This is a genomic window from Litoribrevibacter albus, assembly GCF_030159995.1.
Lineage (GTDB): Bacteria > Pseudomonadota > Gammaproteobacteria > Pseudomonadales > Litoribrevibacteraceae > Litoribrevibacter > Litoribrevibacter albus.
On the sequence record NZ_BSNM01000009.1, the window covers coordinates 85,304 to 112,102 of the forward strand.

The 26,799-nt window shown below is 44.8% G+C and carries 26 protein-coding genes; 16 read left to right on the forward strand and 10 right to left on the reverse strand.

Going from position 1 to position 26,799, the window contains the following annotated elements:
* Window positions 1-246 precede the first annotated feature (246 nt).
* From QQL66_RS06310 to QQL66_RS06335, 6 genes are all read left to right on the forward strand, one after another.
* Entirely contained in the window at window positions 247-1,572 is a 1,326-nt protein-coding gene (locus QQL66_RS06310) for a TRZ/ATZ family hydrolase (RefSeq protein ID WP_284380080.1), read from the forward strand.
* A 40-nt stretch (window positions 1,573-1,612) separates the two neighbouring features.
* A complete protein-coding gene (ubiG, locus tag QQL66_RS06315) occupies window positions 1,613-2,329 on the forward strand; it encodes a bifunctional 2-polyprenyl-6-hydroxyphenol methylase/3-demethylubiquinol 3-O-methyltransferase UbiG (RefSeq protein WP_284380082.1) in 717 nt (238 codons plus the stop codon).
* Window positions 2,330-2,345: 16 nt separating this feature from the next.
* Complete coding sequence (locus QQL66_RS06320) at window positions 2,346-2,996, forward strand: HAD family hydrolase (protein ID WP_284380085.1); 651 nt, start codon at window positions 2,346-2,348, stop codon at window positions 2,994-2,996.
* Between the two features lie 75 nt (window positions 2,997-3,071).
* Window positions 3,072-3,812, forward strand: coding sequence for a YciK family oxidoreductase (locus tag QQL66_RS06325; RefSeq protein WP_284380087.1), 741 nt, complete (start codon window positions 3,072-3,074; stop codon window positions 3,810-3,812).
* A gap of 119 nt (window positions 3,813-3,931) precedes the next feature.
* Complete coding sequence (locus QQL66_RS06330; protein ID WP_284380089.1) at window positions 3,932-4,690, forward strand: substrate-binding periplasmic protein; 759 nt, start codon at window positions 3,932-3,934, stop codon at window positions 4,688-4,690.
* 235 nt (window positions 4,691-4,925) lie between these two features.
* Entirely contained in the window at window positions 4,926-5,846 is a 921-nt protein-coding gene (locus QQL66_RS06335; protein WP_284380090.1) for a GGDEF domain-containing protein, read from the forward strand.
* 54 nt (window positions 5,847-5,900) lie between these two features.
* Here the strand turns inward: QQL66_RS06335 and rluB are convergent, their stop codons facing one another.
* From rluB to QQL66_RS06365, 6 genes are all read right to left on the reverse strand, one after another.
* Window positions 5,901-6,743, reverse strand: a complete 843-nt coding sequence (gene rluB, locus QQL66_RS06340) for a 23S rRNA pseudouridine(2605) synthase RluB (protein WP_284380091.1) — start codon at window positions 6,741-6,743, stop codon at window positions 5,901-5,903.
* Window positions 6,744-6,783: 40 nt separating this feature from the next.
* Window positions 6,784-8,214, reverse strand: a complete 1,431-nt coding sequence (gene scpB / locus QQL66_RS06345) for an SMC-Scp complex subunit ScpB (RefSeq protein ID WP_284380092.1) — start codon at window positions 8,212-8,214, stop codon at window positions 6,784-6,786.
* Window positions 8,204-9,316 (reverse strand): segregation and condensation protein A, encoded by a 1,113-nt coding sequence (locus QQL66_RS06350; RefSeq protein ID WP_284380095.1) that lies wholly within the window; start codon window positions 9,314-9,316, stop codon window positions 8,204-8,206. Before QQL66_RS06350 ends, scpB begins: the two co-directional genes overlap by 11 nt.
* 168 nt (window positions 9,317-9,484) lie before the next feature.
* Window positions 9,485-10,693: a tryptophan--tRNA ligase gene (locus QQL66_RS06355; protein WP_284380097.1), complete on the reverse strand. Its 1,209-nt coding sequence runs from the start codon at window positions 10,691-10,693 to the stop codon at window positions 9,485-9,487.
* A 172-nt stretch (window positions 10,694-10,865) separates the two neighbouring features.
* Window positions 10,866-11,486 (reverse strand): L-threonylcarbamoyladenylate synthase, encoded by a 621-nt coding sequence (locus QQL66_RS06360; RefSeq protein WP_284380100.1) that lies wholly within the window; start codon window positions 11,484-11,486, stop codon window positions 10,866-10,868.
* Window positions 11,487-11,522: 36 nt separating this feature from the next.
* Window positions 11,523-12,425 (reverse strand): PHP domain-containing protein, encoded by a 903-nt coding sequence (locus QQL66_RS06365; RefSeq protein WP_284380103.1) that lies wholly within the window; start codon window positions 12,423-12,425, stop codon window positions 11,523-11,525.
* Window positions 12,426-12,541: 116 nt separating this feature from the next.
* On the opposite strand from QQL66_RS06365, the gene QQL66_RS06370 reads away from it, so the two are divergent.
* The 5 genes from QQL66_RS06370 (at window position 12,542) to mnmC (ending at window position 17,189) form a co-directional block, all read left to right on the forward strand.
* Window positions 12,542-13,117, forward strand: coding sequence for a septation protein A (locus QQL66_RS06370; protein ID WP_284380105.1), 576 nt, complete (start codon window positions 12,542-12,544; stop codon window positions 13,115-13,117).
* A gap of 90 nt (window positions 13,118-13,207) precedes the next feature.
* On the forward strand, window positions 13,208-13,507 hold the full coding sequence (locus tag QQL66_RS06375; protein WP_284380107.1) for a YciI family protein: 300 nt from the start codon (window positions 13,208-13,210) through the stop codon (window positions 13,505-13,507).
* Between the two features lie 60 nt (window positions 13,508-13,567).
* Complete coding sequence (locus QQL66_RS06380) at window positions 13,568-14,248, forward strand: TIGR04211 family SH3 domain-containing protein (RefSeq protein WP_284380109.1); 681 nt, start codon at window positions 13,568-13,570, stop codon at window positions 14,246-14,248.
* 88 nt (window positions 14,249-14,336) lie between these two features.
* Entirely contained in the window at window positions 14,337-14,963 is a 627-nt protein-coding gene (locus QQL66_RS06385; protein ID WP_284380111.1) for a peptidylprolyl isomerase, read from the forward strand.
* 177 nt (window positions 14,964-15,140) lie between these two features.
* Entirely contained in the window at window positions 15,141-17,189 is a 2,049-nt protein-coding gene (gene mnmC / locus QQL66_RS06390) for a bifunctional tRNA (5-methylaminomethyl-2-thiouridine)(34)-methyltransferase MnmC2/FAD-dependent 5-carboxymethylaminomethyl-2-thiouridine(34) oxidoreductase MnmC1 (protein ID WP_284380113.1), read from the forward strand.
* Between the two features lie 140 nt (window positions 17,190-17,329).
* Here the strand turns inward: mnmC and QQL66_RS06395 are convergent, their stop codons facing one another.
* The 3 genes from QQL66_RS06395 to ybaK all read right to left on the reverse strand — a co-directional run bounded on the left by QQL66_RS06395 (window position 17,330) and on the right by ybaK (window position 19,412).
* Window positions 17,330-17,689, reverse strand: a complete 360-nt coding sequence (locus tag QQL66_RS06395) for a translation initiation factor Sui1 (protein ID WP_284380115.1) — start codon at window positions 17,687-17,689, stop codon at window positions 17,330-17,332.
* Entirely contained in the window at window positions 17,689-18,768 is a 1,080-nt protein-coding gene (locus tag QQL66_RS06400; protein WP_284380117.1) for a mechanosensitive ion channel family protein, read from the reverse strand. Before QQL66_RS06400 ends, QQL66_RS06395 begins: the two co-directional genes overlap by 1 nt.
* Window positions 18,769-18,947: 179 nt before the next feature.
* Complete coding sequence (gene ybaK / locus QQL66_RS06405; RefSeq protein ID WP_284380119.1) at window positions 18,948-19,412, reverse strand: Cys-tRNA(Pro) deacylase; 465 nt, start codon at window positions 19,410-19,412, stop codon at window positions 18,948-18,950.
* 157 nt (window positions 19,413-19,569) lie between these two features.
* Here ybaK and QQL66_RS06410 point away from each other — a divergent pair, with 157 nt between their 5' ends.
* The 5 genes from QQL66_RS06410 (at window position 19,570) to QQL66_RS06430 (ending at window position 25,121) form a co-directional block, all read left to right on the forward strand.
* Complete coding sequence (locus tag QQL66_RS06410; protein ID WP_284380120.1) at window positions 19,570-19,812, forward strand: DUF1653 domain-containing protein; 243 nt, start codon at window positions 19,570-19,572, stop codon at window positions 19,810-19,812.
* A gap of 322 nt (window positions 19,813-20,134) precedes the next feature.
* Complete coding sequence (locus QQL66_RS06415) at window positions 20,135-21,352, forward strand: alkane 1-monooxygenase (RefSeq protein ID WP_284380121.1); 1,218 nt, start codon at window positions 20,135-20,137, stop codon at window positions 21,350-21,352.
* Window positions 21,353-21,450: 98 nt separating this feature from the next.
* On the forward strand, window positions 21,451-21,618 hold the full coding sequence (locus QQL66_RS06420; protein WP_284380123.1) for a rubredoxin: 168 nt from the start codon (window positions 21,451-21,453) through the stop codon (window positions 21,616-21,618).
* A 67-nt stretch (window positions 21,619-21,685) separates the two neighbouring features.
* Entirely contained in the window at window positions 21,686-21,853 is a 168-nt protein-coding gene (locus QQL66_RS06425; protein ID WP_284380124.1) for a rubredoxin, read from the forward strand.
* Between the two features lie 304 nt (window positions 21,854-22,157).
* The gene (locus QQL66_RS06430; protein WP_284380126.1) at window positions 22,158-25,121 is read left to right on the forward strand and encodes an HD domain-containing phosphohydrolase; all 2,964 of its coding nucleotides are present in this window, start codon (window positions 22,158-22,160) and stop codon (window positions 25,119-25,121) included.
* An 81-nt stretch (window positions 25,122-25,202) separates the two neighbouring features.
* Here QQL66_RS06430 and QQL66_RS06435 read toward each other — a convergent pair whose 3' ends face one another.
* Complete coding sequence (locus QQL66_RS06435; protein ID WP_284380128.1) at window positions 25,203-26,498, reverse strand: hypothetical protein; 1,296 nt, start codon at window positions 26,496-26,498, stop codon at window positions 25,203-25,205.
* Window positions 26,499-26,799: the final 301 nt, after the last annotated feature.

Consider the following 26,799-nt stretch of genomic DNA (forward strand, 5'->3'; position numbering starts at 1 on the left):
CTGAAAACTCAGCAACCACAGCTTGGACATGCGCAGTTCGCAACGCCTAATCAGAAGCTTCCATAAAATGGTGGGTTAACTGTCTGAAAATAAGATCGAAATCATACACCAAGCAAGCTGTTTTTTATAGAAAAACATCACTCAATCATGGACAATGGTGCCACATTTATTTACAGCGCTTTCTTCTCTGGAAATTAATGAGGCCAACAAGATCATTTACGCTGTTATTAAAGGGAGAAACAAACAATGACAAGCACTTTACAAGCAATTGAAGCACAATGGATTATTCAATTTGACCTCCCTCATGTTCTTGAAAATCACAGCCTCATTATTTTAGATTCCTCAATACACGACATCCTGCCCACCACCGAAGCAAGAGAAAAATATCCAGACGCCAAGCGCCACATCCTTGAACAACACGCTCTTATACCCGGCTTCATAAATACGCACAACCATGCAGCCATGACATTATTTAGAGGCATGGCAGACGACCTACCTCTAATGACCTGGCTAAACGATCACATCTGGCCTGCCGAAGGACAATGGGTAAGCCATGAGTTCGTAAAAGATGGAACAGAGCTGGCCATCGCGGAAATGTTGCTTTCAGGCACCACAACCTTCAGCGACATGTACTTCTTTCCAGAAGCAACTGCCGAGGTAGTAGATAAAGCCGGTATCAAAGCCCAACTATGCACCCCAATTCTGGAATTCCCAACTGCGTGGGGCAGCGGACCAACTGAATATCTAGAAAAAACACGCAAGCTAATTGAGCAATACTCAGAACATTCTCGAATTGAAATCGCAGCAGGCCCACACGCCCCTTACACAGTTTCAGACGCCACGTTTACTGAGTGCTTAAAGCTACAACAAGAAACAAACTGCGCCATTCAAGTTCATCTTCATGAAACCCAGTTTGAGGTGGATGAATCCCTAAAAGAACACAACATGAGACCCATTGAGCGCCTAAATCGCCTGGGAGTTCTCAACAAAAACACACAATGTGTTCACATGACCGCACTGAATGAAGACGACCTAAAAACAGTTCAAGCGAGTGAAACTCACCTGATCCACTGCCCTGAATCAAACCTAAAACTGGCAAGCGGTTTCACCCCCATTGGCACTATTCAAGAACAAAACATAAACATTGCTATTGGCACAGACGGCGCAGCCAGCAACAATGATCTCGACATGCTAGGCGAACTAAGGACTGCCGCGCTAATGGCAAAAGCAGTCAAGCAAGACGCGACCACCTTTAATGCACTGGACGCATTAAAAGCAGCCACCATTAATGGCGCCAAAGCACTGAACATCCAAAACAAAACCGGAAGCCTTGAGATCAGAAAGTTAGCAGACATTACAGCAATTGATCTATCTCACATCCACTGCCAACCGGTATATGATCCAATCTCTCAAATCGTATACACTGGCCGAAGCGATCAAATTACCAACGTCTGGTCAGAAGGCAAGCTCTTGGTCAAAAACCGAGAACTGACTACTCTGGACCAAACAAGCATCATAAAGAATGCAAAAAACTGGGCAGACAAAATCAAAGCCGCCCAAGAAAACCAATAAGACTTTTGCCTAACAGCACAATTTTTCCTCAGGAAGTAGAATGAGCGAACAGCACCACATAAATGTAGACAGAGAAGAAATTGCTAAATTTGAAGCCCTAGCCAGCCGTTGGTGGGACCCAAACAGCGAATTTAAACCACTACATGAGATCAATCCATTACGATTAAATTTCATTGATGAGAAAACATCCTTAAACGGAAAACGCGTTTTGGATGTTGGTTGTGGCGGCGGAATTTTGGCCGAATCAATGGCTCGTCGAGGCGCAGATGTAATGGGTATCGATATGGGTGAAGCACCTTTGTCTGTTGCTCAACTCCACGCACTGGAAATGGGAGTTGAAAATGTTAGCTATCAGCAAATCCCTGTAGAGCAACTTGCCGCAGAACAACCGCAAAGCTTTGATGTCGTTACCTGCATGGAAATGCTAGAGCACGTTCCCGACCCGTCCTCCATCATCCAGGCGTGTGCCACTTTAGTTAAGCCAGGTGGCCACGTTTTCTTTTCGACACTCAACAGAAATCCTAAATCATTTCTGTTTGCTATTGTTGGAGCAGAATACGTTCTTCAAATGCTGCCAAAAGGCACTCACGAATTTAAGAAATTCATCAAACCTGCTGAACTTATTCGCTGGACGCGCCATGCAAATCTAAAAGCACACGAAACCGTAGGTTTAACGTACAACCCCCTCACTAAAGTCTACAGACTTTCCAGTGACGTTGATGTTAATTACATGGTTCACACCACGCTATCAGAATAATTGGCAATCAAACACCATGACATACAAGGCCATACTGTTTGACCTGGACGGCACCCTATTGGACTCAGCCGTCCACTTTCACACCATTCTCAACAGACTTGCCAAGAAACATGATTTAAAAGCCCCAAGCGAAACCAGCGTCAGAAGCTGGGCATCCAACGGTGCCGCCGTCATGGTTGAGCAATGTCTAGAGATTTCGGCAAATACCGAACAACATCAATCGCTATGCGATGAATTCCTGAAGCTTTATGACACCGAAGTTCACGAAAGTTGCCCACTATTTGACGGGGTGGAAGCACTTTTAAGAAAGCTCGCAGATAAAAACATCCCTCTAGGCATCATTACCAATAAAGGCCGACGATTTTATCAGCACATCGAACCACAGATTTCAGAGATTGCGCCAATTGCTATTGGCATTACCCGTGATGACGTCACCGAAATCAAACCTAATCCGGAAGGGCTAGAAATCTGCAGTAAAAAGTTATCAGTGCCGCCTTCCGATTGCCTTTATATTGGCGACCACAAACGAGATATTGATGCAGCACACAACGCACAAATGCCAAGCGCTGTAGCAAACTGGGGCTACCTTCAACCAGGAGATCAACCCAGTCAATGGAATGCGACACATATTTTTGAATCGCCGAATGATCTAATGCAATTTATCTAACGAACTGTTCTTATGCTGAATTGGCGAACTTCGCTATAATGCCGGCAGACACTTTAATCGAGATCCTTATTTAAGATGTTTAATTACGAAGCCCCAGAAAACTGCCTTAAAGGTAAAAAAATTCTAGTAACAGGTTCTGCAGCCGGCATTGGACGAGCTGCCGCTATCACTTACGCAAAATACGGCGCCACAGTCCTACTACACGGCCGAAAAGAAAAAACACTTAATCCTGTTTATGACGAAATCGTCAATGCCGGGTACGCCGAACCTGCTATTTGCCCTCTCGATCTCGAATTTGCACAACCAGAACATTATGAAGAACTTGCCGCACTGGTAGAACAAGAATTCGGCACACTAGATGGCTTGCTCAATAACGCGAGCATTTTAGGCGCTCGCTCCCCTATTCAGTCCTATGACCCTTCGCTTTGGATGAAAGTGATGCAAGTGAACGTCAATGGCTCTTTCATGATGACACAAGCGATGCTGCCGCTTATGCAGCATGAGCGTCCTGCATCTATTATCTTAACGTCCTCCAGTGTAGGCCGAAAAGGAAGAGCACACTGGGGTGCGTATGCTGCATCTAAATTTGCTACCGAAGGACTGATGGAAACCCTGGCAGATGAACTATCAGGCATGTCTCAAGTTCGCGTTAACTCGATCAACCCAGGCGCAACTAAAACAGAAATGCGGGCATGGGCCTACCCAGGTGAAAACCCGAATGATAACCCATCGCCATTTGACATCATGAATCTATATCTTTATCTAATGAGCGATGACAGCGTCGGCACAACCGGACAACAGCTAAACGCCCAATAACCAAACACCCAAAAGTAAACAAAAGTCGTGAACAAACACGTTCACGACTCCCCAATACAACCCAAAATCCAGCTATACTGCTCGCACTATAATAAAAACATCGTTCAAAGAGTGCCGACATGCTTAGAGCCCTGATTGCTTTTCTGTTATCTTTTTACGCTGCCTTTCTCCACTCTGAAGAAGTAACCATTAATATTGTAGGCGCAGAGTTCCCACCTTATTACACCAAGCATTCAGATAACCACGGCATCATTGGAGAAGTCATCCAGAAAAGCCTTGAGAACACCGACTTCAAACCCCGCTTTAAAATAAAACCCTTTGCTCGCGCATTGATAGAAGCAAAATCAGGAAAAGCAGACATCATCGCAGGGCTTTACAAAACCACAGAAAGAGAACAATTCTTTCACTACACCGATGCGATTATAAACGCCAAAATAGTGCTATACACACTGACAAGCAACCCAATAAAAACTCACAACCTCAACGACCTAATCTCCAAACGAATCGGAATGATTCGGCATTCCTCTACCCACGAGGATCTCTCAAACAACCTCAACATCACTGAAGTTAACAGTTACCAACAAGGCCTGGACATGCTCTTGAGAGAACACCTTGATTTCATGGTAGGTAACGAACTGGTAATACAACATTTACTCAACGGATCAAGATACAGCAACCAAGCCCAAAATATTAAATATATCCCCCCTGAAATAAGCCAAGAAAACACCTTTATTGCTACATCAAGAAACAGCCTCTACGAAGCAAAGCTGTTTAAACAATTAAATCAAGGAATAGAAGCACTAAAACAAAGCGGCAAACTTCAGAAAATCATCCAAAACAACCTAAAGAACCTATCAACGTCAAAAAACCAACCCTAAAACAACAAAGCAACAACACCCCATAATTAACGTCATAACCATGACGGCAAAATATTGCCGCCCTATTTAAAAGGCGTCAACAAACCATCAGAAAACCGTCACCTCAAGATAGATAGCCTTATAACTAACTGTTTTATTTATAATTTTTATTATTGGCACACCTTTGGCTCTTATTACTAAAAATCATATTAATCATCGTCATTAAAGACACGATTGTTAAGAACCAGAGGTATGTATGGTTACAACAGTTCAACCAAGACAACGAGTTTCTTTGAAAGATGCCAAATCCTTTTCGGCTTTCACCAATCTTGTAAAGACACAAGAACGCCAAAAAGAAGTTCGTCAACGATTGACTGCTCAATTACAAACTACTCTGGATGTAGAAAAACTTCTGACCATCTTCTATAAAGAAGTGCAACAGGTTGTTCAGGTGGGAGGTATCGTCTACCAAATGAAAGACAGCGATCAGCTGACCGTCAATCTAGGACAACAACATACGCATCGCTGCACTTATCAATTATCGTCAGAGACTGAGGCGATGGGCGAAATTACCCTTTCCCGCTCTAAACGATTCATTGAAGAAGAGCTAACCATTCTTGAAGGCCTATTCAGCACGCTTTATTTTCCATTAAGAAATTCATTAGCGTATCGCTCAGCCATTATGGCAGCAAGAAAAGACCCTCTGACCAACACATGGAACAGAGCAGCAATGGATGAAACGCTTGATCGTGAAGTAGAACTATCAAAACGCCACAATCAGCCTATGTCTGTTCTAATGCTGGACATTGATCACTTTAAAGCAGTGAATGATCGCTATGGCCACAGCGCCGGGGATTTAATTCTTCAGGAAACCGCCAAAATCATCAATCGCGCAAGCCGTCAAACCGACCTGCTATTCAGATACGGCGGCGAAGAATTTTTGTTAGTTTTAAACAAAACTGATCATAACGGAGCTCAAATCATTGCTGAGCGCATCCGTCAAGGATTGGAACGCCACGCCATGAAGTGCGGGGAATCCAACATTGCAGTTACTACCAGTATTGGCGTAGCTAGTTGCCGCAGCACCGACACAACTGAAACATTGGTAGGAAGAGCGGATAAAGCTCTATATCAAGCAAAGATTTCAGGAAGAAATCAAACACGATCTGGAGAGTAGCCTTCGCTACTCTCTACTTTCACACTCAAACTTACTGATCCAATAAGCCTTCCGTTAGAAACGACGTTTTTTAGCCACACGACGTTGAGTATGCTGTTGCTGACGCTTACGACGACCCATATCTAATTTTTCTTGCTGAGTACGACGAGTAAAGGCAATTTTGGACATACCTAAACGAGTACGAAGCTCATTCACTTCTTTGTTTGGCATTTCAACCCAAGTACCCACCTTACACTCAGAAGGCATAAATACTGAACCATAGCGAACACGCTTCAGTCGGTTAACCTCTACACCTTGAGATTCCCACAAGCGTCGAACTTCACGGTTACGTCCTTCCATCAAACAGACATAAAACCACTGGTTTCGACCCTCACCACCACCGTGTACCACGTCAGTGAATTGAGCCATACCATCTTCAAGAAGCACACCTTCAAGTAGACGATTAACCATTGGCTCGTCCACTTCACCGTGGATACGACATAAATACTCACGATCAATGCCTGTTGAAGGATGCATTAACTTATTGGCCAGCTCACCATCCGTTGTGAACAGCAACAAACCTGTTGTATTCACATCCAAACGACCAACACTGATCCAGCGCTGCCCTTTTACTTTTGGCAAACGATCAAAAACGGTTGGACGACCATCCGGATCATTTCGCGTACATACTTCACCCTCAGGCTTGTTATAAATAAGTACTCGACACTGACCTTCATCCAAACCTTTCAATTCGACTTTTCGACCATCCAAAAACACTTGATCTCTGGAGTCAATTCGATCACCCAACTGTGCAACCGTTTCACCGACCTTAATACGTCCTTCAGTAATCCAGCGCTCAACCTCTCGACGAGATCCCAAGCCAATCTGACTTAGCACTTTCTGTATTCTTTCTTTCATGTTTTAACCTCAAGGCACTGATTGGCTTCCCTATCCAGTGCTATTCACTTTCATCTTCAGAGTCCTGTTCTGAAGGACGTTGATTCAACAAAGCCGCTTGCTCAGCCAATTTTTGCTGAATCAAACGCTCAATATCCGCTTCTGACATTTCATCGCCAGAAATTTTCTGTCCAAAGGTGCGCTCTGTCAGTTTGACTTCCGCATCTTCATTATTAGGCTCAACCACTTCCACTTGATGCAGCGCAGTCGACATCTCATCATCTGATGCACCTGTTTCAAATCCACTAACCCCTGACACTTCAAGATCAGACGCCTCTACCGAGCCGTGGTTCTCATACTCACTCAATTCATCATCAGCTTCCTGAACTAACAACTCTTGCTGCTCAACTTCTTGAACCGATAATTCTAGACGATCAGCTAACTGGGCAAAGCGGGAACGTGAAGCCACAGACTTCTCAGGCTCCATACTCTGAAATTCAGAAACATCTTGGTGTTCCGGCTCAGCATCAGCTTGAGCCTGAGTCCACCAACCTGGTAATTCATCAGCTTGCTGATTTCCATCCGCATCCACCACCCCTGAACCATCAGTAGAATCGGTACCAACACCAGACGAAACCACTTGTCCACGCTGAGCTTCTGGTGAACGGATCATTTTCTCGAAAGCCTTATTGAATCGATCAATGTCCGTCAGCTCTTCACGCGCAGCCATCTCTTGCTGAAGTTCTTTTTCCTTCTGTGCCATTTCTTTGGCCAGTCGAACTTCTTCTTTGTCAGCTAAACTAGCCTCATCCAAAGCAACATCGACAGGCTCTTCAGTATCAGGAATCATGTCCGCTGATTCCCCGTCAAATTCGGCACCCTGATCAACCTGCTCCATAGGCGCTGAAGGAAGGTATTCATCACCAAAATCCAACTCGGGATTAATCTGCTCAAGATCCCTGACTTCAGACAGCTCAGGTAACTCCGTCAAAGACTTCAAATTAAAGTAATCCAAAAATTTACTGGTTGTGGCATAAAGCGCTGGTCGACCAGGTACATCTTTATGCCCAACCACTCTCACCCACTCTCGTTCCAGCAAAGTTCGAACGATGTTACTGCTTACTGAAACCCCGCGAATATCTTCAATATCACCACGAGTAATGGGTTGACGATAGGCAATCAGAGCCAGCGTCTCCAACAGCGCTCTGGAATACCGCTGCGGCTTCTCTTCCCATTGTTTAATCACATAAGGCGCCACTTGCTCCGCCACTTGAAAGCGATAGCCCGATGCCACCTCTTTCAATTCAATACCGCGAGCCTTGTAGCGCTTTACTAATTTTTGGAAGGCAGCACGAATATCAGAATGATGGGGAACAACATCGTCTTCACCAAAATAGCCCTTCACATCCGAAACAGAAATCGCCTTACCAGAAACCAGCAAAGCACCTTCAATAATCTGCTCAAGCAATTTTGCACTGATTTTATTCGTCATCCTTCTCGTCCTGCTCACTATCCGGCTGGGCCGCCTCAACCTCTTCGGCTATTTCAGAATCTTCGGCTATCTCAGCATCTTCAGAAGCCTCACCCTCTGCCGCCATCTCGACTTCGAGCTCATCACTCTGATCAAGCTCACTGACATCATCTTCCATCACATTCTGCTTGGCACGAACATGAATTTCACCAAACACTTGAGATTGAGAAAGCTCCACCAAAGACTCTTTAACTAACTCCATGATCGCCAAGAAAGTTACCACCACACCCATTTTGCCTTCATCGATTGAAAACAAGTCTTTAAATGCCATCAACTGACCAAACTTTAACTTGCTTAAAACCTGTGACATACGCTCTCGGGTCGATAGGACTTCCCTGGAGATATGGTGATGCTCAAACATTTCTGCACGCTTAAGCACATCCGACATTGCCAGCAACACTTCTCGAAGATCCACGTCAGGGTGTTGCTTTACATGCTCAAACTCATCATCTCTCGCTGGCGCCAACATCACATCGCGCTCTACGCGAGGGATTTCATCAAGATTCTCTGCCGCAACCTTAAAGCGCTCATACTCCTGCAAGCGCCTGATCAACTCAGCCCTTGGGTCTTCCTCTTCCTCTATATCCTCATTATGTCGAGGCAATAAAGATCGGGACTTAATTTCAGCCAGCATTGCAGCCATCACAAGATACTCGGCAGCCAGCTCGAAGCGAGTAACCTTCATCAGCTCAACATACTCCATATACTGAGTCGTGATCTGACTGATGTTAATGTCCAGAATATCAATGTTTTGCTTTCGGATCAGATACAACAATAAATCCAGCGGCCCTTCAAAAGCATCAAGAAAGACTTCTAGAGCTTCAGGCGGGATATACAGATCTTGCGGTAATTCAGTAACCGGCTGGCCAGCCACTTTTGCCAACGGCAATTGGTGCTGGGTAGGAGTCGATACGTCATCTTGAGACGAACGTTCTGCTGAATCGCTGATTGCTTCAGAAACAGACACTTCAGAACCTGACGTTTCCGAAGATTCAGGAGAAATAGCCTGCTCAGCCTCTAATTCAGGAGACGCTTCTGCAGATTGAATATCAGAATCTGACATAGTATTCCTATTGTTTCCCAACAATCATTGATCAATGCATCAATTGAATACGACACTCGATGAAAGAAGAAAACCCAGAACAGCCTCACTAAGCGATCTGGGTTTACTCATACATTGCGCTCTTAAATCAAACAGACTCAAACGCAACGTAATATCAAACACACGATATTAATTTCGGTAAGATAATGCCATTGCATCTCTTACTTCAATCAAGGTTGCTCGCGCTTCCTCTCGTGCTTTTTCGCTGCCTTCTTTGATGATGTTTTTCACCAACTGAGGGTTGTTTTCATACTCAACGGCACGCTCATGAATTGGAGCCTGCTCTTTAAGTACGGATTCAATAACCGGTTTCTTACAATCCAAACAACCAATGCCTGCTGTACGACATCCTTTCTGAACCCAATCCTTCACATCGTCATCTGAATAGACTTCATGAAGCTGCCACACAGGACACTTCTCAGGGTCGCCCGGGTCAGTCAAGCGAACACGTTGAGGATCAGTCATCATGCGCTTAATCTTTTCTTCAACAACCGAAGCCTCTTCACGTAAAGCAATGGTGTTGTTATAGGACTTAGACATTTTCTGCCCGTCCAAGCCTGGCATTTTAGATTCAGGCGTTAGCAAAGCTTGTGGCTCAGGAAGAATGACTTTTCCGCTACCTTCCAGATAACCTAACAGACGCTCTTTATCACCAATCGTAATGTTTTGCTGATCATCAAGCAGCGCCCGGCCTTTCTCCAGCGCTTCTACATTACCCTGCTCCATGAACTCTTTACGCATGGTTTTGTATAGTTTCGAAGCCTTTTTGCCCATCTTGCGAATAGCGGCTTCGGCCATCTCTTCAAAACCTGGTTCACGACCATAGATATGGTTGAAACGACGTGCGATTTCACGAGTCAATTCAATGTGAGACACCTGATCTTCACCCACAGGCACCTGACCAGCACGGTACATAAGAATGTCTGCGCTCTGAAGCAACGGATAACCAAGGAAACCATAGGTCGAAAGATCACGGTCTTTCAGCTTTTCCTGTTGATCCTTATAGCTTGGTACACGCTCCAACCAACTAAGTGGTGTCATCATAGATAACAGCAAATGCAGTTCTGCGTGCTCAGGCACTTTGGATTGAATAAACATGGTGGATGAGCCTGGATTAACACCAGCGGCTAACCAATCTATCACCATATCCCAGGTATGATGTTCAATGTCACCAGGCTCAGCATAATGCGTGGTTAATGCGTGCCAATCAGCAACAAAGAAGAAACAATCGTAGTTGTGCTGTAGGTTTACCCAATTTTTCAATACACCATGGTAGTGACCTAAATGCAGACGACCCGTAGGTCTCATACCTGACAATATGCGGCGTTGCGAGTCCACCGTGTTTAACTCCTTTAACAACTATTCATAGAGTTTAAAAACGTATCGTAGAATTTAAAAACTCTTATATAACTCCCGAAAACCTCGGGACCAAAAATAAAGCGCGCATTATAGCGCGATTATTGGTAGGGAATCATGATTTTTCTGATTCAAAGGGAAGATTTCTTACGCCTTACTGAAACGGGGTAACATCCCCTGCACCTTCGCGAAGGATTTGTACTTCATCGTCCGATAAATTGACTACCGTTGTTGGTTCAAAGCCACAAAAACCGCCATCGATAATAAGATCCACCTGATTTCCGATAGTGTCACGAATATCGTACGGGTCTGTTAGAGGAAGTTCGTCACCAGGAAGAATAAGTGTTGTTGAAATAACCGGCTCAACAAACCCCATTAACATGGCATGACAGATCAAGTTTTCTGAAACACGAATGCCAATGGTCTTTCTTTTAGGATGCAATACTCGACGAGGAACATCTCGTGTCGCCTTCAGAATGAAGGTATAAGGCCCAGGCGTATGAGACTTCAGTAAACGATACATGTCATTATCAACACGCGCATAAGTCGCAATATCGGACAAATCCTTACACATTAATGTGAAGTTATGCTTATCATCCAAGCGTCGTATCGTTCTGATACGTTCCAGTGCTTTTTTATCCCCCAAGTGGCATCCAAGCGCATAACCAGATTCCGTGGGATAAACAACAACGCCGCCCTGTTTCAGGATCTCGGCGGCTTGGGCAATTAATCGGGGTTGAGGGTTTTCAGGGTGTATCTGAAAAAATTGGCTCATTGGTATTTCTCAATAAGAGCTTCTATTAAAACAAACTCAGTTTTCAGCCTGCTTATCAAAAAGCGGATCAACCTGTGTAAGAACTTTGGGTTCTTTCAACACAGCATTATGAACAAAGTCTAGCCCAACCTCTGGAATGGCACTAAACATTCCCAGATCAGACCAACTGGTGGATGCATGAAAGTCACTGCCAAACGAAGCCAGTAGGTCACGCTTTTGAACCTGTCTTAACATCCAACCAGTATCATCTTTTGTTTGACGACTACTGACCACTTCAATGGCATCGCCGTCCATATCCCAAAAATCATCAATCAAACGAGATAATTTTGTTTTGGTCATTTTATATTTAAGCGGATGAGCAAGAACGGCTTTTCCACCCGCCTCATGAATGCACTCGATAACATCACCGACTTCAGGCCAAATAAGCTTAATATCACCAATTTTGCCAGCACCTAAAAATTTATTAAAAGCCGCATCCATACTCGAAACCACACCCTGCTCAACCAGGAATTTGGCAAAATGAGGGCGCCCGATCACACTGCCATTAGCTATACCTTGAACTTGACTGAACACATCAGACAAGCCCAAGTGCTTCTCCAACTTGGCAGAAATGGTTTCTGCTCTCTGTAATCGAATCTCATCCTGAAAAGCTTCCGCTTTCAACATAGCAGGGTGAGTAACATTCACGCCTAAAGCAACCACATGAACATTCGTTCGATCAATTCGGGTAGAAAACTCAGCCGCCGGAATCAAGGTAATACCAGCGGCGTCCGCTAACGCTTCTGATCGTCGAAAGCCATTAAGCGTGTCATGGTCGGAAACCGCCAACACTTCAATGCCATTTGCTTTTGCCAACTCGATCAATTCATTGGGTGATAATGCCCCATCTGACACCGTTGTGTGGCAATGCAGATCAATATTATGTCGAAACTGCTGCATTTCAGCGGTTAACCCCTTCACTTCCAGTTAAAAACCTTTATCATTTTGCCATTAACCTGCGTTGCAGGCTATTTGTTTCATCCGCCTACCCTTTAGGAAAACAGTGTGTCGCTATTATGAAGTTCTTAATTGATTTTTTCCCCATCGCCATTTTCTTCGCTGTCTATAAGTATACCAACGATATCATTCTAGCCACGGCCATTCTGATTCCTTCTACCGCGCTACAAATTTTATATACCTGGGTAAAACACAGAAAAGTAGAGAAAATGCATATTTTCGGGTTTGCACTGGTACTGATTATGGGCGGTTTAACAATTGCCCTTAATGACAAGACCTTTATCCAGTGGAAGCCGACACTACTGAACTGGTTATTTGCTGTGGCCTTCCTGGGAAGCCAATTTATTGGTAAGCGAACCATTATCGAAATGATGATGTCCGGCAATATAGAACTCCCAGCCAATGTATGGAAAAACCTGAATCTATCTTGGGTTTGCTTCTTTATTGTTGCAGGTGCGGCAAACATCTATGTTGCCTACAATTTCAGTGAAGATGCTTGGGTTAATTTCAAACTGTTTGGCCTGTTAGGCATGACCTTTGTGTTTGTCATTATTCAGGGGATTTATATGGCCCAACATATGAAAGATGACAAAGAAATAACCGGTAAAGAGATTAACGTAGATAAAGCAGAATAATGAAAGACCGGGAATTTCAGTCGATTTCTGAACTTATCATCTAAATAAAGTCTTAGCTCAGAACTTTAAATTTTTAGGAAAGCTTGTTATATGTATTACGCAATTATTAGCCAAGATGTTGAAAACAGTCTTCCATTACGCAAAGAAGCAAGGCCAGCTCATCTGGCGCGTCTGGAAGAATTAAAAACACAAGGCCGCCTTTTGGTTGCAGGCCCGCATCCGGCTATAGACTCTGAAGACCCTGGTGAAGATGGGTTTACAGGTAGTTTGGTTATTGCTGAATTTGATAATTTGAACGCTGCTCAGGCTTGGGCGGATGAAGATCCTTATGTTGCAGCAGGCGTATATCAATCAGTAATAGTAAAACCTTTTAAAAAAGTGCTGCCTTAATGTTTTTATCTAACCGTACTTAAGGCGAACATCTGGCACATGGAAAAGGCAAATAAAACAATGAAAAAACTATTTAAAATCATTACCCTGGCCGGTTCATTACTGGCTATGGATATTGCATCAGCGCAAACTGCATACATCAGAGACACTCTTTATGTTCCACTTCGTAGCGGCCAAGGCACTGCCTTCCGTATCGTTCATAAAGGGTTAAAAACCGGGTCAAAATTGACAGTTTTGGAAGTATCAGAAGACGAAAACTATACAAAAGTTATGACGACAAAAGGCGTTGAAGGCTGGATTCAAAGCCAATACCTAAGTTACGAACCCGTTGCCAGCATCAAACTTGAAGAAGCAGAAGCTCAGCTAGCCAAGTTGATTGAACAAAACAAAGAGCTAAAGTCCAATCGTAAAGAACTATCAGGCGCGAAGAGCGGCCTTGAGCAATCCGTCACTCGTCTGGAAAAAGAAAACGCAGAACTCTCTTCTCAGCTAAAAGAGATCACTGAAGTTTCAGCTAACGCGATCAAATTGAATGAAGACAATCGCAAGCTGACTGAAAGTACACAACTGCTCAAGAATAAAATTGATCTCCTTGAAGCGGACAACATTCGCCTTAAAAACGACACCACAAAAAGCATGTGGTTAACCGGAGCCTCCATTGCATTCGTGTTTACGTGTCTAGGTTGGATTATCGCCACTCGTAAACGTAAAGACTCTGGCTGGGGTAACTCAGGCCTATAATTTTCCCGCAAAGTTTCGAGCCGGACTTACGTTCGGCTTTTTGCTGCATATTAAATTTGAACAGATTGAATTTGGAACCGTATTTATCATGAAACTACTGAACATGATGCGTAACACCCTTGTTGCTACAGCCCTTACTCTTGTATCTTTTGCAGGCTTTGCAGACGGCGAACCCAAAGTAGTGCTGGAGACTAACAAAGGCGACATCACGATCGAATTATTCCCTAATGAAGCACCCAAAACAGTCGAGAACTTTCTGAACTATGTGAACGACGGTTTTTACAATGGTGTTATCTTCCACCGCGTAATCCCTAATTTCATGATTCAAACAGGTGGATTTACAACAGCAAAAGTTCGCAAAGCAACCAGTACTCCCATTGAAAACGAAGCCACCAATGGATTGAGCAATTCACGCGGCACTGTGGCAATGGCAAGAACCAGAGCGATAAACAGTGCTACATCGCAGTTTTATATAAACCTTGTAGATAACCTTCATTTAAATCATCAAGGAAAAACACAAGAAACCTATGGGTACACTGTTTTTGGAAAAATAACAAACGACAGTTTCACTATCATTGATGAAATATCCAAAGTACAAACAACTCGCTACCAAGAACACAAATTCATGCCTGTATCAGACGTCATCATTAAGCGCGCCTACGAAGTAAAAGAAGAAACAGCAACCGTTGATGCATCGACTGCAGCTGAATCTTAGTATCCAAGTCTTAGTAGTAGACATAAACGGGGTAAGTGCTCTACCTCGTTTATGTCACTAAGCAATTCCCTGAGCTAACTCATTTCCTTTCCAATACGTCAGACTTATAATCGCCTTCCTTGAGCCAGCATCTGACCACTCAACGCTTTAAACACATCCTCTACAAAGACTCTACTCATGAAACATGCCGATCTTATTTGGGACGAAACCGGAACGCCCTGTTCTTCACAATTTGATGACGTCTACTTCTCCAAAGTTGGAGGACTGGACGAAACCAGGCATGTATTCCTGGCACATAACCAACTGCCAGAGCGTTTTCAGGCACTGTCGAAGCAGGACGAACGCAAAACATTTGTGGTCGCTGAAACAGGGTTTGGAACCGGGCTTAACTTTCTGGCGTGTTGCCAACTGTGGGATGAGCATATGGCCAATTCCAATCATGAACTTGTCTTTGTCAGCACAGAGATGTATCCGCTAACACATGAGGATTTGCAGAAAGCGCTCTCTGTTTGGCCTGAACTTGAGAAATGGTCAACACCACTGATGAATTCCTATCCAAAGGTCTGCACAGGGTTACAAACGTTACGGATTTCCGGCAAAATTCGGCTCATTCTTGCCTTTGGTGATGCCGCTGAATCTTTTTCAAAATTGAACGCTTCTATCGACGCCTGGTTTCTTGACGGTTTTGCGCCATCCAAAAACCCGGAAATGTGGTCTGACCGGTTATTCCAACAGATCCAACGGTTAAGCCATCAGAAGACCAGTTTTGCGACCTTTACCGCTGCCCGAGTGGTTAAAGATTTACTCACCAATCATGGATTTGAGTTCAAGAAAGCCAAAGGCTTCGGTAGAAAGCGGGACATGATCCACGGCCATTTCGTTCAAGCCAATGCCCCTCATAACTCCAACGCCAACACAGAGGTTTGGTATCAGACACCGATTCTGAGCCACCCCAATAAAACAGCCATTGTCGTTGGCGCTGGCTTAGCAGGAGCACACACTGCCAATGGACTCGCCAACCGAGGCTGGCAAGTGACCGTACTAGAGCAAGGTGAATGTGTCGCCAGTGGCGCTTCAGGCAACTATCAAGGTGTGCTGTACACCAAGCCTTCGGTACAAGAGACGAAAGAAGACTCGTTCTACCTGGCTTCGTTTCAATACGCCGTACAGCATTATCAAGCGCATTTTTCCGAGAGCGAGATATGGCAGCAAGCCGGTTTGATTCAACTGGCTCAATCCGAAAAAGAGGCGCTCAAATTAACTCGAGTGAATGAAAAGTATCTGGGGACAAGCTTCAATCAAAAGCTTTCGCCAGAACAAGCAACACAAAAGGCAGGCGTTGATTTAAACACAAACTTCGATGCTCTGTTCTACCCGGACTCTGGCTGGGTAAATCCGGCAGAAGCCTGTCGTGCATTGTTGAATCACTCTAATATTCAGGTCATCTGCAACACCAAGGCTTCATCTGTTGAACGAACGAACAGCATCTGGAATGTCACCCTTGAAACAGCGTCGTTTTCGAATGAATCATCAAAAGACGCTAGATCATCAGAAGACACTATATCATCAAAAAACAAAGTGTTATCAGCGGACATAGTGGTCCTCTGCTCCGCCTGGGAAGCGAATCAGTTTGAGCAGATGAAACACCTGCCATTAACACCGATCCGAGGACAAGTGAGTCAGGTTGATCTTGCAACAACATCCGCTGAGGCACCAAATACTGTAATTTGTGCAGATTCTTACGTGACGCCAAGCGACAACAACAAGTTAAACTTTGGTGCCACCTTTGACCTTAAAGACAGCGACGCCAGCTATCGTAACGAGGACATCAAAACCAATGTCTCTAAACTCCAGTCTATTTCAACTGAATTCAAAGTACTGGACGAACTGAATGAAGAACAAATTACAGGCAGAGCCTCGGTACGATGCATTACAAGTGATCGGCTTCCTGTAGTGGGCATGATCAACGATCATGATGCGATGCTGGATCAGTATCAACAACTAGCGAAAGACAGAAAGTGGCCCTATCAGGAACCTGGCAGCTATCACCCTGGCCTATACGCAAACTTAGGACATGGATCAAAAGGACTGACTACCATTCCTCTGTGCTCTGAATTACTCTGTGCAATGGTTGAGAATGATCCACTGCTATTACATCAAGAGTTGATTGACTCATTGAATCCAACGCGATTCACCATCAACGGTTTAATCAAAGGGAAGTTTTAATCACTACAAGCTTTGTTCTTAGCAACGAGTGAACCCCCACTTTCCGCCCTACCAAATACAAAAGAACCTGCACAATTGGCAGGTTCTTTTATTTGAGTAGCTAAGCAAGATATTGGCGATAACAACCTAATGCCAAGTCACTAACCCCCGGCTTTTTTAACCTGAAAACCTTTTGCTTTGAGAAGCTCTACGAGAAGATCTCGTTGATCACCTTGAATCTCAATAACACGATCTTTAAGTGCGCCACCCGTTCCACATTTTTGTTTGAGCTCTTTGGCTAACGTTTTCAGCTCATCTTTGGTCACCGGAACCCCAGTAACCAAGGTTACACCTTTGCCTTTACGACCTTTGGTTTCACGACTGACTCGAACAATGCCATCACCCTCAGGAATACCCTCATCCTTACCACAGCTGCATTGATCTACAGGGTTTCCACACTCAGGGCACGCTCGCCCGAATTCAGTAGAAAACACAAGTTTTGAGTTCTTTTGCCGTGCCATTAAGACGCCTCTTTTGATTTCGATTTCATCAAATCAATCGCTTGCTGTGTACGATTGATTTCTAACTTTATGGTATTGAGCTGATTATCCAGTTTTTCGATGGCTTCCGCATCGATTAATTTGGTTTTTATCTCTTCCAGCGTATCAATCTGATTCCTGCATTCCTGACGATGTTTACGAAGGCGCTCTAACTCTGTCACGCCTTCTGCTTTATCAAACATCAAGCTTTCAGGAGTCGCTGCCAGATCATCTTTCGATTCAGATCGACTCTGACCTTTTGGCATCACTTTCTGTTTAGGATCTAACGGCCGCTGATTCATAAAGCCAGGCGATACAATTTCAATGCCTTCACCATGAAGAATCGAAACCACATTTTTTCGCAACAAGGAACGTACCGTCACCAACTGACCAACATCCGTTAAGAAGCCTGCAACCTTATAGCTAATGGAGAAGTCCCCCAAGTTGGTAATCAGCACAAACGGATCAGTAAGCCCTGTCTCAATCGCGGCTTTTTGAAGGAGAGGTTCAACTTTAGAGGTGGCCACGTCATAGCCCAACGACAACTCGACCGTGATAATGGTGCCGGAGCTGTGCACCACAGTGACAGGATTTGAGATTAAATACAGATTAGGAAAAGTCGTTAAATCACGATCTTCCGTCTGAATTTCAGTATGGAATAATCCACGCTCAGTTACCCGTCCAAAGCTGCCATTGATGCGAATGAAGTCTCCCGGTTTATAACTGTTGATGAGCCTCAACAATAAACCTGACATGGCATTCGCAACAAAGGTGGTGGAAGACAAGGCAATCACACCGGTGAAGACCACACCCAGCAAACTCAACACCTGACCCCGTGTGGAATCTGACATTGGCAGCAATAAAACAATGGTCAAAAGACCGCAGATACTCAGTAACAACATCAGTAACTGTCTGGGAAGCTTTGCTTCCGCACCGAGTCTGAGTCGCCGTCCTAAGAAAAACCAATTGGCCAATGACAAGATCAGAAAAACAACCGCCACACTCACCAAAACTGGTAAGAATTCTCTGGCTGCGTCTATGAAGTTGGTAAAAACATCCATGTTGACTCCAAAAAAGTAAAACTGACAGTTTGAATAGACAAACCCCACCCGTTACTTGCTATAACAACGTCACCTGCAAAAAAGACGGTCTATTCAGTTCAGATCAGCTGACACATTCATTTAACAATCATGCATTTAACACATATTCGTTTAAAGCATACTCGTTTAACGAATATTAGCTAAGCGCAAACATCTGCAAAAATTGCCCCTGTCAGTTGGGCTAAATCACTCGATGCCAACTCAATCTCCAACCCTCGCCGCCCGGCACTAACAAAGATCGTTTGCAAGTGCTGAGCCGAAGAGTCAATGACCATCTTCAAACGCTTCTTTTGTCCTAAAGGGCTAATACCACCAACCACATAACCGGTAGCACGCTCAGCGTCTTCCACCTTCGCCATCACCGCTTTTTTAGCTTTAAACGAGGCTGCACAGCTTTTTAAATTTAGTTGGTGACTAACTGGCAGTACAGCCACCACTAATTGCTTGTCCACCTCTGCCAGTAACGTTTTGAACACCAGTGACGGATCAATATTTAACTTTTCAGCCGCTTCCAAACCATAGGATTCGGCATTGGCGTCGTGCTCGTATTGATGGACCTGAAATGATATTTTGGCTTTTTTCGCCACATTAATCGCTGGAGTCATCGCTTTCCCTGTAGTAGCGAGAATGAATAAAAGAAACGCATTATATGGAACTCTCCCGACCATCTAAAGCGGATCTCAGGAGTTCTGTTCCCATACAATCAATAAGCCCTGTACAATGCCGTATTTCTCAGGACAGAATTTCTCAGGAGCAGATTCTATGATTGAACTTCCACTTACAAATGGCAGCCATAAAGTAGAACCGGGCTTATACCAGCACTATAAAGGCCCACAATACCGCGTGTTTGGTACCGCTCAACACAGTGAAACAGAAGAATGGCTGGTTGTATACCAAGCGCTTTATGGTGAGCAAGGGTTTTGGGTTCGACCATTAGATATGTTTACCGAAACCATCACCATTAACGGCGAAACGAAACCACGCTTCCAGAAAATCGGTGATTAATTTATCCCACCAATGATATCTGTCCTTCTTTCCTCGCTTATCTTACGTATTACTCATAGAGGCACTACTCTCCCGCGACTAGTCTGTATGAAATAAATCGGTCTAGCCTTATAGATGCTACTCATCAAGACAGCGACCTTAAAGCCTGTCTTTATGAGTCTTCTTTTGTTCTTTCACGCCTCTACTCCATACAACACTCATACAACCCTAAGAACCGTAATGAAATACCTAACTAAAGTTGGGATTACCTCTTTGCTTTTGTTTTGATAAATTGTCGGACAATCCAACATTAAGATCAAAGAATGATCCATAGGAGGAAAACATGTCAGAAATGAATACCGCAAGCTCGTTGAGTTCAGCTAAAGACAACAGTCCCAAAGACAACAGTCACTGGGCAACCGCGAAGAAATATTGGTACTTAGTAACCTTCATTGCACCAGCAGCACTGTTAGCTACCGCCCTGCTGGCCGCAATCACCGGCCAAGGAGGCTGGCTATGGGGCTTCACTGCCATCTTCTTTGTCATCATTCCTATCGTCGATACGATAGTGGGTGAAGATCCTTACAACCCCTCTAAGGAAGAAGAAGTCGAGTTAAGTAGCAACGATAATTACTACAAGAACATCCTGTATCTGGCGACGGCCACTCAATGGGCGGGCCTTATCACGATGACTTATGTGGTAACTCAATACAGTTGGGCCTGGTACGACATCCTAGGTGCGGTACTCAGTGTCGGAGCTTTGCATGCCATCGGCCTAACCATCAGCCACGAACTTGGCCACAAGGTCAGAGACAAACATCAGACTCTGGCTGCCAAGATCTGCTCGGCTTGCAGTGGCTATGCTCATTTCAATATTGAACATAACAAAGGTCATCACAAACACGTTGCGACCCCGGAAGACCCGGCTTCTTCCCGCATGGGGGAATCCCTCTATAAGTTTGCACTTCGTGAGCTTCCGGGAGCAGCACATCGCGGCTGGAAACTGGAGGCCGACCGATTAAAGCGCCTGAACAAGTCGTTCTTCTCAAAAGACAATGAGCTGTTACAAACACTGGCGATTACCTTCGTGGCCTATGGCCTGATGACAGCTGCTTTCGGCTGGATGGCTCTGCCTTTCTTACTACTGACAGCAGCTTATGGTTGGTTCCAGCTCACCATGGCAAACTACATCGAGCACTACGGCTTACTTCGCCAGAAAAGCGAAGACGGTCGATATGAGCGCTGCCAACCTAAACATTCATGGAATAACAATTTCAAAGCCACCAACCTGATTACACTGCACTTACAACGTCACTCAGACCATCATGCACATCCAACCCGTGCGTATCAGATTCTAAGAGATTATCCAGAAGCGCCTCAGTTGCCACATGGTTATCCGGCAATGATGGCTCTGGCGATGGTACCACCACTATGGAGACTGGTTATGGATCACCGTGTCGTTAAGTGGGCGAATGGAAATATGTCTCTGGTGAATATGGATCCAGCCTCTAAAAACAAACTGTTCAACAAATACCATAATCCGCAGGTCGCCACGTCCTGAGAATGAACCCAAGTAAAAACCTTAGGAAGGACCAGCGAGTAACGTTCATACAGAGGTACTCACTATTTAGAGGTACTCACTATTAAGAGGTAGTAATAATGAGCAAGTATCAATGTCCGGATTGTGGCTATGTTTACGATGAAACACAGGGCTGCGAAGAAGAAGGCTACGCGCCAGGCACTGAATGGGAAGACATTCCAGACGACTTCCCTTGCCCGGAATGCTTTGTCAGAGACAAACCCGACTTTGTAGAAATCAACGAATAATACTGAATTAAACAGATTGAATTGTAACTGGATTGAACAGTTACCAGATTGAATAGCGAGAAAGACGATGGATTATAAAAAATATCAGTGCCAATGCTGTGATCTTTTCTATGACGAAGCCCTGGGCTGGCCGGATGAAGGCATTCCTCCGGGAACCAGATGGGAAGATGTGCCAGACGAGTGGACGTGCCCGGATTGCTCGGCATCAAAGGACGACTTTGAATTAATTGCATAACACCTAAGTACTCGACCACCTAAATACGTTTTCTTATCATCGCGATGATGAGCTTAGCCCCAAATATGGGGCTTTTTTCATATTGAGCGATGACAAAATCAAGATTCACCAAGACTTGAACCAAATGAGCTCTCAGAGGATAAGGCTTAAAAGCAGGTCTGAAGGGAATCGTGGTAATCTCTGAGCAGAAAGCAATGGGACACAGGTCATATACACGATAAGGCGATTGTTTTAATCTCAAAAACGTTATATTCAGCTAAGCTTAAAGCTTATACGCTCAACATAATGTTTCAATGGATTGAACATGCTAAAACATCGTTTCTCGATAAAGATCCACATCACGACTCTATTCATATCTTTGATTTTGATTCTCGGCGGAGTGTTAGCCTGGTTTAACTACCTGAAAGTCTCTGAAATATTGATCAGTACCAGTAACCGCTTGTTTGATCATCTGGCGGATGAAGTCACCGATTCAATTGAAAACAACTACTTCAGTGTCATCAGCAATGTAAAATTGCTAGCAGAGACAGAACTCCCCAAAACAGACACATACGCAGACCGACAGCATTATGAGTCCGCGATGATCGCAATTTTAGACAACAATCCACGAACAGCCGCCATATCACTGGGCTACCCGGACGGGGATTACTTCATCATTCGGGCGATTGTCAGCAATTACATGCGAGAGAAGTTTGAAGCGCCTGATAATGCTCGCTTCATGATTGATCATATTGAATCTGATGACCCCACACGACAAATTCAAAGGAAGTTCATCGATAACGACCTCAAACTGATTGGTGACATTAGCTATCTCGACACTGAATACAACCCAACCATCAGACCCTGGTTTCTTCAGGCGCAGCAGTCGGACAGCCCGGTCACTACTGCACCTTACCTGTTTTATTTCATTGGCAAACTCGGTATTACGCTCTCCTATGAAGATAAAAAATCAGGGGCCGTGATTGCCGCCGACTTAACACTGGATGAGATCAGTCAGCAACTCTCCAGCACGTATCTCACCCCAAGTTCTCACATACTGCTCATTGATTCTGATAATAAGCTGGTGGCCTATCAGGACATCAATCAGGTTCTGAAAGTTGACGAATCGGGTCAATTGAAACAATCAACTGTCAGTGATCTAAATAAGCCGGAAATTAACGAATTTATCGAGTTATCAAAAACAAGTAACAGCTCAGATAATGGCGGAATAGAACGCTCTTTTACCCTAAACGGTGTTAATTGGTTTGGCATCATGACAGCGATTCCAATGAGTGATAATCAAATGTCGTTGATTGTCTTATCGCCTGAAAACGAACTCCTGACAGAAGCCACTAACATTCGTACTTCTTCCACCATCATTACAGCAGTTATTCTATTCTTCTCACTGCCCCTCACCTGGTTGCTTGCTTTGAGAGTAGCTCGCCCCTTGATTGCCTTAACCAGAGAATCTGAAAGGATCAAAGACCTGGACTTTGAACAGCGAAAAACAGCCCGCTCCTTTGTGTTGGAAATTGACGAGCTTGCGGCCTCGCTTAATAGCATGCGAGGCACCATCAACCAATTTATCACCTTGGTGAATACCGTAACAAGCGAACAGGAACATGAAACACTGCTTTCTACCGTCACCAAAGAAACACGCCTCGCCAGTCAGGCTAAAACCGTTGCCATCTACTTGTGCAACAGCAAGAGAGACATGCTGACCCGAGCCTGTGTTAGCCACGATTTTGAAACCTCTGATTCACCACATACCGTTAGCCGACCTTACACCATTGCAGACCAGCCTTCGGTAATCCAGCTCTCAATAGATCAACACAACCTACAATCCAAAGATTACACCTTAGGCAAAGCTCATAACCCTAACCTGGTTGATGACTTGCTTTTGACGTCTGAGCTGACCCTAGCAGATGTGGTGGCCATCCCCCTTCTGGACCGGAAACAAGACCTGACCGGCATTGTGGTGATGATCTTTGAACGACACTCTACAGGTGATGCCATCAGTGATCACAAGATCAGTTTTGCTAAGTCTCTGGCTGGCTTCTGTGCGGAGTCTCTGGAAAAGAACCGTCTCTATAACGATCAGAAGCAGTTACTCGAATCTTTCATCAAGCTGATCGCTGGCGCTATCGATGCTAAGTCCCCCTACACCGGCGGACACTGCCAACGAGTACCAGCATTAGCGAAGCTATTAACCCAAGCAGCGTGTGAGGATGAGACCGAAGCATTTAAAGACTTCTCCATGAGTGAAGAGGAATGGGAAGCACTGCACATCGCCAGTTGGCTTCATGACTGCGGAAAAGTCACTACACCCGAATATGTGGTCGATAAAGCCACCCGATTAGAAACCATCTACAACCGTATTCATGAGATCCGTACCCGCTTCGAAATCTTAAAGCGGGACACGCTTATTGACCATCATAAGGAACGTGTAAGATTAGCGCGCCAAGGCGAATTAACAGAAACGAAAGAACGCGAATTAGAGGAAGCCTTATCTGCCACTCTCAGCACGCTGGACGAAGAATTTGCTTTCATTGCCGAGTGCAATATGGGAGACAAATTCATGGATCAAGATGCCCTGGATAAAATTAACCAGATCTCAAAACGCACATGGCAGAGAACCATCAGTGATCGCCTGGGCATCTCCTGGGAAGAACGGAAACGTAAGGACAGAATTCCAGAGCAGTCTTTGCCAATCACAGAAAAAGTACTCGATGACCGTGTCGATCACCTGATCCCACGAGATACCAAACACCTTTCAGGTGAAGATAATCCTTGGGGCTTTAAAATGACGGTTCCGGAACTCAAGTTCAATCAAGGTGAAATCTATAACCTGTCTGCCTGCACTGGAACCCTCACAGCAGAAGAACGTTTCATTATTAACGATCACATCATCCAAACCATTGTGATGCTGGATAAACTGCCCTTCCCTAATCATTTGAAAGATGTGCCTGACATCGCAGGTAATCATCATGAACGCATGGATGGTAAAGGCTACCCTAGACAGCGGACCAGTGAAGAAATGTCCTTACAGTCGAAAGTCATGGCCATTGCTGATATTTTTGAAGCACTCACCGCTTGCGATCGCCCCTATAAGGAAGCTAAATCGCTGAGTGCAGCCCTAAACATCATGAAGTTTATGGCGAAGGAAGGTCATATCGACCCGGACCTGTTCAAACTATTCATTCGCTCAGGAACCTACAAAGAGTACTCAGAGAAGTTCCTGGCATCAGGCCAAATGGATGAGATCAGCGAAGAGGAATACCTACTCTAGGGAACCTCCAAAAAACAAATAAAAAAGCCAGAGTCGCATACGAAACAACTCTGGCTTTTTACTTTTTGGTATTACTAAATATTAGTAATAGGCTGACGGACGCTTGCCCGAAGCGTACTCATACAACCGAGGCAATTCACTGATCGCTTGCGAGCTGTTATCCGACAGTACATACGGGTTACGTGCCTTACCTTCGAGGTAATTATCAACCCCAAACAGATAATGTTGATTCAACAAATGCCCCCAAGCCGTTAACCCTTTCTTCTCATACACAGGGCCATCAATCTCCACATAATTTTCCTGCCCTTTTAACGGTGATAACACACCCAAACGAGCCACCAAATCAAACTCATTAGCAAAGTTTTCAATGTATGGAAGACCAATCGCTTTGCCCGACGCATCTTTAACACTGGTGATGTAATTCATTTTATCGGCGCAGTTGGCAAAGGTGTAAACCTCCAGCTTGCATAGCATTTCCAGCAGGTTCCGATCCACGGCCGGGCAATCACAGCTTTTAAGTTGATCCGTGTACAAAATACCCAGCGCCAACTCATCGAGCAGATCCAAAGTCAGCTTCGGTTTGGCATCCGGTTCTTTCGCCAGACGTCTGATGTTTTCGAAACAGCGCTGTAACGCTCGCAAGACATTTGCCGCGATGATCGTGCCTTGAGAATGGCACAACAAGACCACCCGATTCCGCGCCGGGTCTTTCAGCGCTTCAAGAATCGCAACAGTAGCTTTAACCGCCGGTTCGGTCATCGATTGGGCATCATTCAGAGACGGGTCCGTTTTAAAGGACTTACCGATCGCACACTGAATGAGATCGAGCACAGTAGAATCGGTCTCGTTATGAATTACGGTAACCGGGCGAAGAAACATCTCACTGATCAAAGAGGAATTCATTTCAGCCACGGCCTGATTTGTAGCGATACCATTCAGGAAGAACCAATGCTCATCCGAATAGGTTGTCACACAATCAAATGGGTCAGCTTGTTGGAAGTAGTTACTTGGTCGCCAAAACAAGTCTCGAACAAATGGCGGCAACAAGGTGCTTGCCCAAGGCCCAGGCGCATGAGAAAACGCGGGCACAGTAGTATCGACCAAATAATTCAGAGCTCGAGCTGGTCGCCACGGACTCAAGACTGTGTATTCAGAGAGATCCCGATGAGGCGGCAACCAACTCTTCACCGAGCCAAAAATGGATTTGAAATAAAACGGAGGGAAAAACTTAAGAGCTTCCAACGCCACTTTTGTTAAGACTTCATAGTCATTGGGTGCTTTTACTTCATTCACCTTCAATTCAGTATTGATGAAGCTTGCCAGCTTTGGATCTAAAGTCGATGACCCTGCCACTGGGTCTGCGGTCTTCTCTGCCATGAGTTGCTCCTTGAGCGTAAGTAGGTCGTATAGGGGAAAGGAAAACAAAACCCGTACAACAGAACCGGTACATCTTTCGGAGATGCTATCGGGCCTCTGATAGAAACGCAGTAGGAAAAAGACAGAGAACCGTGAAAGAGATACACGGTTCACGTTTCATTCCAAGAACTCATGAGAAGGTCTGATCTGCTGATTCTGGTGTACGCCTTTCGATGACCCCGACCGGACGCATCTTGAAGCAGAACGTGAAACAGCACGTAAAACAGGAGCGCCAAACAAGCGGATCAAAGCACAGACCGGC